This is a genomic window from Rhizorhabdus sp. P4_G5 (genome assembly GCF_056401065.1).
Map to the genome: position 1 here is coordinate 21,040 of NZ_JBFUKB010000012.1, position 12,307 is coordinate 33,346.

The 12,307-nt window shown below is 63.8% G+C and carries 12 protein-coding genes and 1 tRNA gene; 7 read left to right on the plus strand and 6 right to left on the minus strand.

The genetic code is table 11. From position 1 onward, the window contains the following. Positions 1-194: 194 nt before the first annotated feature. Complete coding sequence (locus AC1DQK_RS17800) at positions 195-407, plus strand: hypothetical protein (protein ID WP_477872973.1); 213 nt, start codon at positions 195-197, stop codon at positions 405-407. Positions 408-447: 40 nt separating this feature from the next. Here AC1DQK_RS17800 and trmB read toward each other — a convergent pair whose 3' ends face one another. The 4 genes from trmB to lnt all read right to left on the minus strand — a co-directional run bounded on the left by trmB (position 448) and on the right by lnt (position 4,828). After that, positions 448-1,128: a tRNA (guanine(46)-N(7))-methyltransferase TrmB gene (gene trmB, locus AC1DQK_RS17805; protein ID WP_477872975.1), complete on the minus strand. Its 681-nt coding sequence runs from the start codon at positions 1,126-1,128 to the stop codon at positions 448-450. Continuing rightward, positions 1,121-1,690: a class I SAM-dependent methyltransferase gene (locus tag AC1DQK_RS17810; RefSeq protein ID WP_477872977.1), complete on the minus strand. Its 570-nt coding sequence runs from the start codon at positions 1,688-1,690 to the stop codon at positions 1,121-1,123. The genes trmB and AC1DQK_RS17810 overlap by 8 nt, the downstream gene beginning before the upstream one ends. 180 nt (positions 1,691-1,870) lie before the next feature. Beyond that, positions 1,871-3,085: a methionine adenosyltransferase gene (metK, locus tag AC1DQK_RS17815; RefSeq protein ID WP_477872979.1), complete on the minus strand. Its 1,215-nt coding sequence runs from the start codon at positions 3,083-3,085 to the stop codon at positions 1,871-1,873. Between the two features lie 84 nt (positions 3,086-3,169). Then, positions 3,170-4,828, minus strand: coding sequence for an apolipoprotein N-acyltransferase (lnt, locus tag AC1DQK_RS17820; protein ID WP_477872981.1), 1,659 nt, complete (start codon positions 4,826-4,828; stop codon positions 3,170-3,172). A 237-nt stretch (positions 4,829-5,065) separates the two neighbouring features. Between lnt and groES the strand changes: the two genes are divergently transcribed. Both groES and groL read left to right on the plus strand, forming a co-directional pair. Then, the gene (groES, locus tag AC1DQK_RS17825) at positions 5,066-5,353 is read left to right on the plus strand and encodes a co-chaperone GroES (RefSeq protein ID WP_340317808.1); all 288 of its coding nucleotides are present in this window, start codon (positions 5,066-5,068) and stop codon (positions 5,351-5,353) included. A gap of 142 nt (positions 5,354-5,495) precedes the next feature. Further along, on the plus strand, positions 5,496-7,148 hold the full coding sequence (gene groL, locus AC1DQK_RS17830; RefSeq protein WP_477872983.1) for a chaperonin GroEL: 1,653 nt from the start codon (positions 5,496-5,498) through the stop codon (positions 7,146-7,148). 90 nt (positions 7,149-7,238) lie between these two features. Here groL and AC1DQK_RS17835 read toward each other — a convergent pair whose 3' ends face one another. After that, positions 7,239-8,126, minus strand: a complete 888-nt coding sequence (locus AC1DQK_RS17835) for a peptidylprolyl isomerase (RefSeq protein ID WP_477872985.1) — start codon at positions 8,124-8,126, stop codon at positions 7,239-7,241. A 78-nt stretch (positions 8,127-8,204) separates the two neighbouring features. Between AC1DQK_RS17835 and AC1DQK_RS17840 the strand changes: the two genes are divergently transcribed. The 4 genes from AC1DQK_RS17840 to AC1DQK_RS17855 all read left to right on the plus strand — a co-directional run bounded on the left by AC1DQK_RS17840 (position 8,205) and on the right by AC1DQK_RS17855 (position 10,538). After that, positions 8,205-8,295, plus strand: a tRNA-Ser gene (locus tag AC1DQK_RS17840). A gap of 184 nt (positions 8,296-8,479) precedes the next feature. Continuing rightward, positions 8,480-9,823: a tyrosine-type recombinase/integrase gene (locus AC1DQK_RS17845; protein ID WP_477872988.1), complete on the plus strand. Its 1,344-nt coding sequence runs from the start codon at positions 8,480-8,482 to the stop codon at positions 9,821-9,823. A gap of 48 nt (positions 9,824-9,871) precedes the next feature. Further along, positions 9,872-10,210 (plus strand): type II toxin-antitoxin system RelE/ParE family toxin, encoded by a 339-nt coding sequence (locus AC1DQK_RS17850; protein ID WP_477872990.1) that lies wholly within the window; start codon positions 9,872-9,874, stop codon positions 10,208-10,210. Positions 10,211-10,244: 34 nt separating this feature from the next. Beyond that, complete coding sequence (locus AC1DQK_RS17855) at positions 10,245-10,538, plus strand: helix-turn-helix domain-containing transcriptional regulator (RefSeq protein WP_477872992.1); 294 nt, start codon at positions 10,245-10,247, stop codon at positions 10,536-10,538. Between the two features lie 510 nt (positions 10,539-11,048). On the opposite strand, the gene AC1DQK_RS17860 is transcribed toward AC1DQK_RS17855, so the two are convergent. After that, positions 11,049-12,299, minus strand: a complete 1,251-nt coding sequence (locus AC1DQK_RS17860; RefSeq protein WP_477872994.1) for an MFS transporter — start codon at positions 12,297-12,299, stop codon at positions 11,049-11,051. Between the last annotated feature and the right edge of the window lie 8 nt (positions 12,300-12,307).

Sequence of the window (12,307 nt, forward strand, 5' to 3'; positions counted from 1 at the left end):
CAGCGTAGTTTGAAAACGCCAGATCGACAGCGTCGCGGCGGCGCTGTTTATTGGCTTCGATCGGGTCGATGCCCTGATCGACAAGGCGCAGGAGCCTCGTCGCTTCCCCGCGAGCGGTGAAGGGCGATCAGGGCTAGCCGTGACCGCCGATCGTGTAACGACGCGTCTTCGCCTCCCGGCTGCCCATACAAAACTTGACGACGTACGACGCGCGAACCGCCCGCGCTGATCTTCAACCCGAAGCCCTTCAGTTCGTCATCTTAAAGGAAGCCGGTAACACCGCCTGCCTGAAGCGCGTCGAGGGTCTGCTTCGTGATTTTTCCGGTGGCCATGACGAACCTCATGTACAGAAAAGCAATCACGAAACGGAAATAGGCGGCGGCATGCGGCAGCGCGATTCATATTAAGTAATTGATAATAATAGAAAATATTCGCTAAGCGGTTGTCCTAGATACGCCGGTAACGGAAGTACCAGACCTCGTGGCCCTTGCTGCGCGCCTTGGCCTCATATCGGGTTTCGGGCCAGTCATCGGGGCGAACCAGGAAATCGCCGGGCCGTTCGCCGAGCCATTCGAAGTCTGGCGACTGATCCATCACCATCATCGCCCAGCGGACATAGACCGGATGATCCGTGCCGAAGCGGAACTCGCCGCCCGGCTTCATCTTGCGCGCGATCAGGCCGATTGGCCCGGCGTTCATGAAGCGGCGCTTGGCGTGGCGCCCCTTGGGCCAGGGATCTGGGTGCAGCAGCCACGCCCGCTCCAGCGATGCGTCGGGCAGGCGCTCGAGCACGTCGATGGCATCGCCCATGTGGAGGCGAATATTGTCAAGGTCCAGCTCGTCGACCTTGACCAAGGCACCTACCACGCCGTCCAGAAACGGCTCGCAGCCAATGAATCCATGATCGGGCCGCTGTGCGGCCTGCCAGGCGATATGCTCCGCCTTGCCAAAGCCGATCTCGAGCTCGAGCGGGCGCTGATCGCCGAACAGCGTTGCGGCATCAAGATCGCCCGTCCCAGGAACGGAGATCTCCGGCAGCAGCCGCTCGACCAGTTCGGCCTGGCCTGGGCGCAGCTTGTGGCCTTGCCGCCGGCCATAGAGGCGGCGGATCGAAAGCGGGTCATTCATCGCGACGGCTGATCTCATAGACGGCGGCGGGGGGAAGGTTGCGCAGCGTGCTCGACAGCCGGCGCGCCTTGAGCCCCAGGCGTTCGAGCACGGGCCGGCGGATCGGGCTGATCGGGCTGTAGGTGAACTGGAAGAAGCGGCCGCCCGGGCGCATCAGATCGAAACAGCCGCGCATGATCATCATCTGCTGGCGCGCGTTCATGTTGAGGATCGGCAGGCCCGACACCGTGGCGCCCGCAAGATCGTCGTCGAGCAGTGCGCGATGCTTGCGAACCCGGGCGGCATCGCCTCGCAGCACCGTTGCCTGGGGAAAGCGATGGGCAAGCAGGCGCGCGAAATCAGCCTCATATTCGATCAGGATGAGATCGGACTGGCGCAGGCCGCGGGCGAGCAGCGCCTTCGTGAACACGCCCGTGCCGGGGCCCAGTTCGATCACCGGCGCCATGTCGGGCCGGATCTCGGCGGTGATCAGCCGGGCGAGCGGGGCGCCCGAAGGGGCGACCGCCGCTATGCCGAGCGGATCCTTCGCCCAGGCCCGCAGGAACGCTGCCAGATCAGACATGGGCTTGTTTCCCGTGGGCCATCCGCGGATCCCTAGCCGCACAGACGCTCGTAACGCCAGCGCTTTGCGCAAGGTCATCGAACATCCTGCACACCCAGGCGCCGGATCGTCCCTGCACGGCAGGCGTGCCGGACGGATCTCAGCCCAAGCCGACGCCGGGATGACGGGAAAATCCGATGATCAGGCCAAGGCCGCCTTCAGCTTGTCGGCGAGGTCGGTCTTCTCCCACGGAAAGAAGTCGCCCTCGGGCTTTCGGCCAAAATGGCCATAAGCTGCGGTCTTCGCATAGATCGGCTTGTTGAGGCCGAGATGGGTGCGGATGCCGCGCGGGGTGAGGCCGCCCAGTTCCTTGATGCCCGTGATCGCGCGCTCGATAGCGGCGTCGGTGACGCCAGCGGCGCAGGTTCCGTGGGTGTCGACATAGAGCGACAGCGGCTCGGACACGCCGATCGCATAGGCCAGCTGGATCGTGCAGCGCCGGGCAAGGCCGGCGGCGACGATATTCTTCGCCAGATAACGAGTGATATAGGCGGCCGAACGATCGACCTTGGTTGGATCCTTGCCGCTGAACGCACCGCCGCCATGGGGGGCGGCACCGCCATAGGTGTCGACGATGATCTTGCGGCCGGTTAGGCCGGCATCGCCGTCGGGCCCGCCGATCTCGAAGCTGCCAGTCGGGTTGATGTGATAGACGGTTTCATCCGAGAGCAGCTCGGCGGGCAGGATATCGGCCACCACCTTCTTCACATAGGCCTTGAGTTCCGCCTCGTTGGCGCCCTCGTCATAGCCCTTGCCATGCTGGGTCGACACGACGATCGCGGTGGCGGCGACCGGCTTGCCATTCTCGAAGCGCAGGGTGACCTGGCTCTTGGCGTCGGGCTCCAGGAAGGAGGCCGCACCCGAGTGGCGATCGGTCGCCATCCGCTCGAGGATCTTGTGGCTGTAATAGAGCGTCGCCGGCATCAGGTCCGGGGTCTCGTCGCAGGCGAAGCCGAACATGATGCCCTGGTCGCCTGCGCCCTCGTCCTTGTTGCCGCTGGCATCGACGCCCTGCGCGATGTGCGCCGACTGGGCGTGGAGATTGTTGTGGAAGGCGAAGCTCTGCCAGTGGAAACCGTCCTGCTCATAGCCGATCCGCTTGACCGTCTGGCGTACCGCCTGCTCGATCTCGTCCTGCGCGCCGGGCGCCCAGGCGCCGTCTTCGTAGACGCCTTTACAGCGGATCTCGCCCGCCAACACGACCAGCTGGGTCGTCGTCAGCGTTTCGCAGGCGATGCGCGCCTCGGGGTCCTTCGATAGGAACAGGTCGACGATCGCATCGGAGATCTGGTCCGCGACCTTGTCGGGATGACCCTCGGAAACGCTTTCGGACGTGAAGAGATAGTTGCTGCGCATTGGTGCTGACCGACCCTCTGATATGATCGCCACCCGATAGGGGCAAAACGGACATAAGGATATAAAGACTTCGTTATATGTTGCTTAGCGCGGCTTCGTCGCGATGGCAATTCCGCCTGCGATCAGCAGCAGCGCGAACAGGGTCGGCAGCAGGTTGCCGAACCGTGCGAAAGGCGTCGCTGCGTGCGGCGACGGCAGAGCCGTCCGGATCGCGCCGGCCTTGCGCCATGGCAGGCTCTCGAGAAGCCGCCCGTCGGCATCGATCACCGCCGAAATACCGGTCGGCGTGGAGCGGATGATCGGCATCCCCTCCTCCGCCGCGCGCAGCCGCGCCTGGGCTAGATGCTGCGGCGGGCCCCAGCGGCCGAACCAGGCGTCGTTGGACGGATTGAACAGGAAGTCGGGCCGATCGGCGGCGTCGACGACCTGGCCCGAGAAGATGATCTCGTAGCAGATCTGGATGCCGGCACGGCCGAAGCCCGGCACCGCGAGCGTGGCAGGCCCCGGTCCTGGCCAGAAATCGACGTCCCCCGGGACCAGCCGCGACAGCCCGATCGCCGACAGGATCGGGCGGGCCGGCAGATATTCGCCATAGGGAACGAGGTGGGCCTTGTCGTAACGGCCGATAATGTCCCCTGCAGCGTTCAGGCCGAACAGGCTGTTGCGCGCACCGGCCAAGTCGCCTGCCTTGTTGAAGATCAGCGCATCACCGCCGAGCAGGATCACATCCTTGGGTCCCAGCAGCGCGGCGATCCGGGCTCTTGCCTTCGGGTCGAACTCGAGGAAGTCGGCAGTCGCGGCCTCTGGCCAGAGCACCAGCCGCGGCTCCGCGCCCGCAGCGGCCTTGCCGGTCAGATGGCTCAGCCGGTCGAAATTGGCCTGCTGGAGCCTGGTATCCCATTTCTCGTTCTGGTTGATGTTGGGCTGAATCACGACGATCCGGGGCGCTGCGCGCGGCGGGACCGGCCGCAACATCCACGCCGACAGGATCTGGGCAAGCATCGCCACCAGCAACGCCCAGCCGACCCGCTGCCAACGCAGCCGCTTGGTGCCGGGCAGCACCGCCAGCAGCCAGATACCCGACAACAAAATCATGAATCCCGACAGCCCGTAGGTACCGACGAGCCGGGTCAGCCCCATCCATGCCGGTTCGGCGCTGCCGGGGGCAACCATGATCGCGGCAAGCGGATTCCAGGCGAAACCGGTGAAGGCGATGCTGCGCAGATATTCGCAGATGACCCAGCTGCCGGCGAACAGCGGGATGAACGCGTAGGGACTCGGCTCCGGCACCGGCGGCGCCATCGAGGGGCTCTCCATGCCTTCGGGGATCAGCGCCTTGAGCTTCCTGCGGCGGGCCGCCTCCCGCGCACGATGGCGGCGCAGCGCGAGAAGGAAAGGCAGGCGGTGAAGCGCTTTCGCGAGCACCGCCGCCAGCAGCGGGAAGACCGCCAGGTAAAGCGCGAGCAGGAACACCGCGACCCATCCCAGCCAGTGGGGCATCGATTGCTGATAGGTGAAGGCTGTCGCGATCCAGTTGTTGCCGAAGGTGAAATGGCCCACGCCGAAACACCAGCCGATCAAGGCAGCGCTCCGGATTCGCGGTGCGTTCAGCAATTGCCACATCAGCCCGGCAAGGCAGAGCAGCGTCGCAAACCACCAGTTGAGCGGCGCAAAGCCCAGCGCAGAGGCGAGCCCCAGGCCGAAAGCGATCGATGGGGTCTTGAACGGGATCAGTTTCGGCATCAGCGGCTTATATCGTTTAAGTGCCTCCCCCATATCGTGTCGGCGGGGTCCGCGGGAAGGCGGCGCGTCGCACAGCCGCAATAAAAATCGCGCAGGGGAATCCTTGACAGCTTTCCGGCTGCGTCACATATGGCCGCTAGCACTCAACACGGGTGAGTGCTAAAGATTTCGAACTGACAGATTCGGTTGCGGGCCAGACCCGCCGCTGCCGAAAAATGTAAGGAAAGGGTGAAGCACATGAGTTTCCGTCCGCTGCACGATCGCGTGCTCGTTCGCCGCGTCGAAGCCGAGGAAAAGACTGCCGGCGGGATCATCATCCCCGACAGCGCCAAGGAAAAGCCCCAGGAGGGCGAGGTCGTCGCAGTTGGCGGTGGCGCGAAGGCCGATGATGGCAAGATCACGCCCCTCGACGTCAAGGCCGGCGACAAGATCCTGTTCGGCAAATGGTCGGGCACCGAGGTCAAGATCGACGGCGAAGACCTGCTGATCATGAAAGAGTCGGACATTCTGGGCATCGTCGGCTGACGCCGACCGCCAAGAAGGCCCTGCTACCCAAAACATAATCCGTCATCCCAGCCGATGCTGGAATCTCCCTTTTCGGGAGGCGGAAGGAACCGAGACCCCAGCGTTCGCTGGGATCAGGCGATAGAGAGAAGGAACACACATCATGGCAGCGAAAGACGTCAAGTTTTCGCGCGACGCTCGTGAGCGCATTCTGCGCGGCGTCGACATCCTCGCCGACGCGGTGAAGGTCACGCTGGGGCCGAAGGGCCGCAACGTCGTTATCGACAAGTCGTTCGGCGCCCCCCGCATCACCAAGGACGGCGTCACCGTCGCCAAGGAAATCGAACTCAAGGACAAGTTCGAGAACATGGGCGCGCAGATGGTCCGCGAAGTCGCTTCGAAGACCAACGACGTCGCCGGCGACGGCACCACCACCGCCACCGTGCTGGCCCAGGCGATCGTGCGCGAAGGCATGAAGTCGGTCGCGGCCGGTATGAACCCGATGGACCTGAAGCGCGGCATCGATCTCGCCGTGATCAAGGTCGTCGAGGACCTCAAGGCTCGTTCGAAGCCGGTTGCCGGCACCAATGAAGTCGCCCAGGTCGGCATCATCTCGGCCAATGGCGATACCGTCGTGGGCCAGAAGATCGCTGAAGCGATGGAGCGCGTCGGCAAGGAAGGCGTGATCACCGTCGAGGAAGCCAAGGGTCTCGATTTCGAGCTCGACGTCGTCGAGGGCATGCAGTTCGACCGCGGCTACCTGTCTCCTTACTTCATCACCAATCCCGAGAAGATGGTGGTCGAGCTCAACGATCCGTACATCCTGATCCACGAGAAGAAGCTGTCAAACCTGCAGTCGATGCTGCCGATCCTCGAGGCCGTGGTGCAGTCGGGCCGTCCGCTCCTGATCATCGCCGAGGACATCGAGGGTGAGGCGCTTGCCACGCTCGTCGTCAACAAGCTGCGCGGCGGCCTCAAGGTCGCAGCCGTCAAGGCGCCTGGCTTCGGCGATCGCCGCAAGGCGATGCTCGAGGACATCGCGATCCTGACCAGCGGCGAGATGATCTCGGAAGATCTCGGCATCAAGCTCGAGAGCGTCACGATCGGCATGCTCGGCACCGCCAAGCGCGTCACGATCGACAAGGACAACACCACCATCGTCGATGGTGCCGGTGCGTCTGATGCGATCAAGGGCCGCGTCGATGCGATCCGCCGCCAGATCGAGAACACCACCAGCGACTATGACAAGGAGAAGCTCCAGGAGCGCCTTGCCAAGCTCGCCGGCGGCGTTGCCGTGATCAAGGTCGGCGGCTCGACCGAGGTAGAGGTCAAGGAGCGCAAGGATCGCGTCGACGACGCGCTGCATGCGACCCGCGCGGCTGTCGAAGAGGGCATTGTCCCCGGCGGCGGCACGGCTCTGCTCTATGCCACCAAGGCCCTCGAAGGCCTGAAGGGCATTAACGACGACCAGACCCGCGGCATCGACATCATCCGCAAGGCGATCCAGGCTCCGGTGCGCCAGATCGCGCAGAATGCAGGCTTCGACGGCGCCGTCGTCGCGGGCAACCTGCTGCGCGAGAATGACGAGACCAAGGGCTTCAACGCCTCGACCGACGTCTACGAGAACCTGGTCGCCGCCGGCGTGATCGACCCGACCAAGGTCGTTCGTACCGCGCTTCAGGACTCGGCCTCGGTCGCCGGCCTGCTCATCACCACCGAAGCGACGATCGCGGAACTGCCCGAGGACAAGTCCCCGGTCGGCATGCCCGGCGGCGGCATGGGCGGCATGGGCGGCATGGGCGGCATGGACTTCTAAGTCCGCGCCAACCTGCTCGAACAAGAAGGGCCTGGCGAGCGATCGCCGGGCCCTTTCCTTTTTACCTGCTGGCTGGTGGCCATGGTTCCTTCAGCGCTTCACCGGTCGGACGGGCGGCATCGCATTACAGATGTCGATTGCGCCCGCGGGGCGGATGAAGAAGTCGTCCTTGCGAGCCGCCCGCGCGGCCAGCCATTGCCTGAAGCTCGGCGCATCGCTGCGCATCACTTCGTAGCCGGGCCGATCGGCGGCGGGCATGTCCGCCACCAGTCGCGCGACCTTGATCGCCGGCCGCGCCGCCCCTTCCCGGTAGACCCCGAGCGCTTCGGTACCACGCGGTAGCGCGGCGAGCGCGTCCATGCCCGACAGCACCCGCCCGACCAGCGCGATGTTGCGATCCAGATGGCGCGGCCCATGGCCGATCACTGCGTAGAGTTCGGCGCCGGTCCCGGTATCGGGCGCAAGATTGCGGCCGACCCCCACCATGCCATAGCAATGGGTCAGCCAGGCCAGCCGGCCGTCGCTCGCGACCGTCCAGCCGCCCGCATGGCCGGTCTTGGCCGCATAGGCATCGCGATAGCCCATCGGCCGGAAAGCGAGCCCCGCCGATGAACGCTCATATTCAGGCGGAGGATTGGCGACGATGCCGGCCGGCATGGCCTTGTTCTCGGTCACATCGCCCCATTGGGTGACATAATTGTCCTGGACCCGGTTGATCGTGATCCCGTCGAACCAGCCGGATCGGGTCAGCACCTTGATGTTGGCGATGTGCACTGGCGCAAAGGCAGGGGCCAGTGCGATCACGACGCGCTGGCCGGTGTCGAGATCAAGCACCAGCAGATCCGCGGCGGGAACCGTTGCCCAGGCCTCCGCCGGCGCCAGCGCGACGACCTCGCCCGGCGTCGCCGCCCTCGGCGGCGCGGCGCCAATCGCCAGCAGCGGAGACAGCAGCAGGGCGGCTCGCAGGTGAGATTTCATCGTAGGACGATGGCACGCCCGCACGCCTTGCGAAACCCGGCTCCACCAGCTAGTGACCCTCCCTTCCAGCGAAGGTGCGGAGCGGTGGCCGAGTGGTCGAAGGCGCTCGCCTGGAAAGTGAGTATACGCCAAAAGCGTATCGAGGGTTCGAATCCCTCCCGCTCCGCCACGGACCTCTCCACAGCGGTCCGCAAAAGACCACTGGTCTCGACTTTTTCCTCCTGAATACCGATGCTTAGCAGACCGGTTCGGCCTCGGCCGTCCGTGCCCGTCCATGCCCATCCAGCGAATCGGAGGGGCGAAAACGAGGTACGCGCGGTCGAAAAAACGAGGTATTTTTCGGAGACCGAACCATGCTTACCGACGCCAAGGTGCGCAACGCAAAGCCGCGCCCCAAAGCCTACAAACTCGCCGACGCCAATCGCCTTTTTCTGCTGGTCACCCCCAGCGGCGGCAAGCTCTGGCGCTGGAACTACAATTCCGATGGCAAGAACAAGACCATGGCCCTCGGCGCTTATCCGCTCGTCTCGCTGGCCGATGTGCGCGCGAAGCGGGACGAGGCCTACACGGTCCTCTGCGAGGGTCATGATCCCGTTGTCGTGAAGAAGCTGAAGAAAGAAGCAAATCTCGAAGCCGGGCGCCAAACGTTCGAGCGGGTCGCTCGCGAGTGGTATGGAAACGCCAAGGCCCAATGGGCGACGATCCACGCCAGCGATGTCATCCGCAGCCTGGAGCGCGATGTCTTTCCGACAATCGGCACGCTGCCGATCGCCCAGCTCACTCCACCTCTCATTCTCGGCGTCCTGCGGGAAATCGAAACGCGCGGAGCCGTCGAGACCGCCAAGCGGGTCCGGCAGCGCATCTCAGCGGTGTTCGTCTACGCCATCGCGCAGGGCATCGCGACGAGCGATCCCGCCGAGAAGCTGGGCGCGGTGCTCAAACCCCTGCGCAAGGGCCGACAGCCGGCGATCACCGACATCGTGCCGCTACGCACGATGATCCTGGCGGCCGAGGAAGACAATGCGCGACCGATCACCCGGCTCGGCCTCAGGATGCTGGCGCTCACGGCGGTAAGGCCGAGCGAACTGCGCGGCGCCGGGTGGGCCGAATTCGAAGACCTCGGCGGCAAGCTGCCGCTATGGCGCATCCCATCTGCACGGATGAAGGGTGACCTCGATCGGAAGGAGGAGACCGGCGGCGACCATCTGGTGCCCCTCACGCCGCAGGCCGTCGCCGTGCTGCGGGCGATCTGGCCGCTTACCGGCGGTGGTCCACTGGTCTTCCCCAGCAATCGGCATGCGCACAGGCCCATGAGCGAAAACGCGATCGGCTACCTGCTGAACCGTGCCGGCTATCACGGGCATCACGTGCCGCATGGATTTCGCGCGGCCTTCTCCACGATCATGAACGAATGGGCGGAGCGAAATGGGGATCCGCATGACCGCAAGGTGATCGATCTGATGCTCGCCCATGTGCCCAAGGATAAGGTGGAGGGCGCCTACAACCGCGCAGCCTATATGCCGCGACGACGAGAACTCGCGGTGATCTGGGCGAAAATGCTGAGCGAAGGTCTGCCTGATCCCGTGGCTCTGATCGATCTGCCGGTGAAGGCGGTTGGCTTGCGCTCGCGGCGGCGATTGCCCTCACCGATCGAGCCGGATTTCCGCTTTCCAATTCAACACCGTGCCACTCGATAATCATTGCTGGACGATTGGTAACGTATATGTTACCGGAAAGAGCGTGAGTTGATCGTTCAGGAGTATATTTGCGAGGACGGCTCGAGCCCGTTTCGATCATGGTTCGACGATCTCGATTCCCAGGCGTCGGCCAAGGTGGCGACCGCCATCGTCCGGCTGGAGCTGGGCAATCTATCGAACGTCAAATGGATCGGCGGCGGGCTCGGAGAATACCGCATCGATTGGGGTCCGGGCTACCGGCTCTATCTCGCCCGCGATTGGGATGACCTCATCATCCTGTTCGTGGGCGGGACCAAGAAGCGGCAGCAGTCCGACATCGAACGGGCCGGGGTGCTGCTGGGCAAGTACAAATCCTGCAAGGCGGCCACGAGGAAAGACAGGAATTGACGAGATGGTGCTAACCCGCGATTTCAAGGAAACGGTGAAGGAGCGCGCCGCACGCGATCCGGCCTTCGCCAAAGCCATGCTCGACGAAGCGGCGACCGCGTTCCTAAACGGGGAGCCGCATGTGGCCCGGCTGATCCTGCGCGATCTCGTCAATGCCTCGATCGGTTTTGAGGAGCTGGCGACCGCGACCAACCGCCCGAGCAAGAGCCTTCACCGGATGCTGTCGGAGAAGGGCAATCCAAGCATGGACAATCTCGCTGCCATCTTCGGCGCTGTGCGCAAGCGTTTTGGTGTCGCCTTTGAAGCTCATGCGGTCGAAGCGGCATAGGGCTCGAAACCGCGAACTGATGTGAAGCTCAGAAGAACACTCCCATCGGGCGCCCAAGAGGCTGATTTTGCCTGCAAATCGGCAGCAGGAAATCACCTGAACCGTCAATAGCACCAACACGTCGTCTGGAAAAGGCCGGATCTCCGTGGACGTCGGTTCAGAAGTGCCCGTGCGGATGCCGGAAGGCATGGCTCATCGTCACCAAACAGCCGGTTTTTCTCAAAGCGCTGATCAAGCGACATTATGCTAGTAGTATTTGACTCGGATCACTTCAGCGGGAGGAAGAGTTCCGCGACAACTTCATCCTCGGGCACCTCGGGATCGGCCGTCCCACGGGGCGTTCATCTTGGCGCGCCGGATAGCATGATCCGCGGGCTCGGCCATTATGGGTCGGTCCTATCTCCAGCCGCAGGACCACATCTTGATGGCTTTAGGTAAATCCGTTCGCCCCGAGCCAAGCCGAGGCGCGTGGGAGAGATTTCGCCGCCGCACTTGGGGCCTCGGAATCGTTCAGCCATTTGGCTGGGGGCGCTGGACGCACAGCGCGAGCAGTAGGCAGACCAGCACAGCGGCGGATGTGAACCAGAAGGGCGCTGAAAGGCCGAAGCTATCGGCCAGCCGGCCTGCGAGCACCGGTCCGATGACGCCGCCAACCACTTCGCCCGCACCGATCGTCAGCGCAATGGTGGCGGCCACCTTGTCAGGCGATATCGATTCCCCCGGCACGACCACCGCGTAGATGGGCAGGCATCCTACGCTCGTCCATCCAATGAACAACAGGACGGCGAGAACCAGCGGAGAGCCCGTCCAGAACAGAGCGGCTAGCGGAACGAGGAGCGCCAGGGACATTCCCAGCACCAGCGCAGCCCTCCGCCCCACCCGGTCCGACAGCATGGGAAGGCCAAGGCCGCCCACGCAGCCCGCAACGCCAAGAACGCTCAGCATATATCCCGCTTCGGTCGGGGTATAGCCACGCATCTGCACCAGATAAAGCGGCAGAAAGGTGGTGTGGATCACAAGCCACAGCATGAAACATGCGGACATGCCGATGCTGAGCCAGACATTGCGCGGTGCCGCCGCGCGGTGCTGTTTGTTTGAATCGGTTTCTCCGGTTGCAAGCGCCGCGGCAGGAGGTGCGTTACTTTCCGCAAGCGTGCATCCCACGGCAAGAGCCAGAATCAGGAACGGCAGGGCCGATGCAAGATAGGCGGCATGCCAGCCCCATTGGCCGGCCAGCCGTGTGAAGATGATCGGCCCCAACATCTGGCTGACCAAAAACATCAGCAGCGTTTGAATGCCGATATTGAGACCGATGCGGTGTGGCGAGGACTGTGATGAAACGATTGATTGGGCGACGGGCGACATGCCGCCCAACGCCCCCCCCATGACCAGCCGCAAGATCATGAGCATCAAATAGCTCTGCACCAGGAGCGACCCGAGGGAGCAGACGGCGGATACGATCAACATGGGAACCAGGAGGCGCTTGCGCCTGCCAGTCGCGTCGGACAGCCTGCCGAAACAGTAGCCGGACAGCGCAACCGTTAGCGCTTGTATGGAATAAAGTGCTCCCAGTTCAGTGTTGCTGAGGCCGAAAGCCTTGATGAGATAAGGCCCGACATAGCCAGTAGACAAACGGTCGAAGGCAAGAAATGAAATGATCAGGCTGGTCACGAGGACCATGCGGTTTTCGTAGCTCCAGAGGGCTGGCCGGCCTTTACCTGTTTCTATCGCGCCCGCCAGCGCCTCGCCCGCTCCCGCCATCGTCTTTC

Excerpts from the sequence above, each read along its gene's own strand:
- trmB (WP_477872975.1), bottom strand. The coding sequence starts at position 1,128 with ATGAATGACCCGCTTTCGATCCGCCGCCTCTATGGCCGGCGGCAAGGC.
- AC1DQK_RS17810 (WP_477872977.1), bottom strand. The coding sequence starts at position 1,690 with ATGTCTGATCTGGCAGCGTTCCTGCGGGCCTGGGCGAAGGATCCGCTC.
- groES (WP_340317808.1), top strand. The coding sequence starts at position 5,066 with ATGAGTTTCCGTCCGCTGCACGATCGCGTGCTCGTTCGCCGCGTCGAA.
- lnt (WP_477872981.1), bottom strand. The coding sequence starts at position 4,828 with ATGCCGAAACTGATCCCGTTCAAGACCCCATCGATCGCTTTCGGCCTG.
- AC1DQK_RS17845 (WP_477872988.1), top strand. The coding sequence starts at position 8,480 with ATGCTTACCGACGCCAAGGTGCGCAACGCAAAGCCGCGCCCCAAAGCC.
- groL (WP_477872983.1), top strand. The coding sequence starts at position 5,496 with ATGGCAGCGAAAGACGTCAAGTTTTCGCGCGACGCTCGTGAGCGCATT.
- metK (WP_477872979.1), bottom strand. The coding sequence starts at position 3,085 with ATGCGCAGCAACTATCTCTTCACGTCCGAAAGCGTTTCCGAGGGTCAT.
- AC1DQK_RS17835 (WP_477872985.1), bottom strand. The coding sequence starts at position 8,126 with ATGAAATCTCACCTGCGAGCCGCCCTGCTGCTGTCTCCGCTGCTGGCG.
- AC1DQK_RS17860 (WP_477872994.1), bottom strand. The coding sequence starts at position 12,299 with ATGGCGGGAGCGGGCGAGGCGCTGGCGGGCGCGATAGAAACAGGTAAA.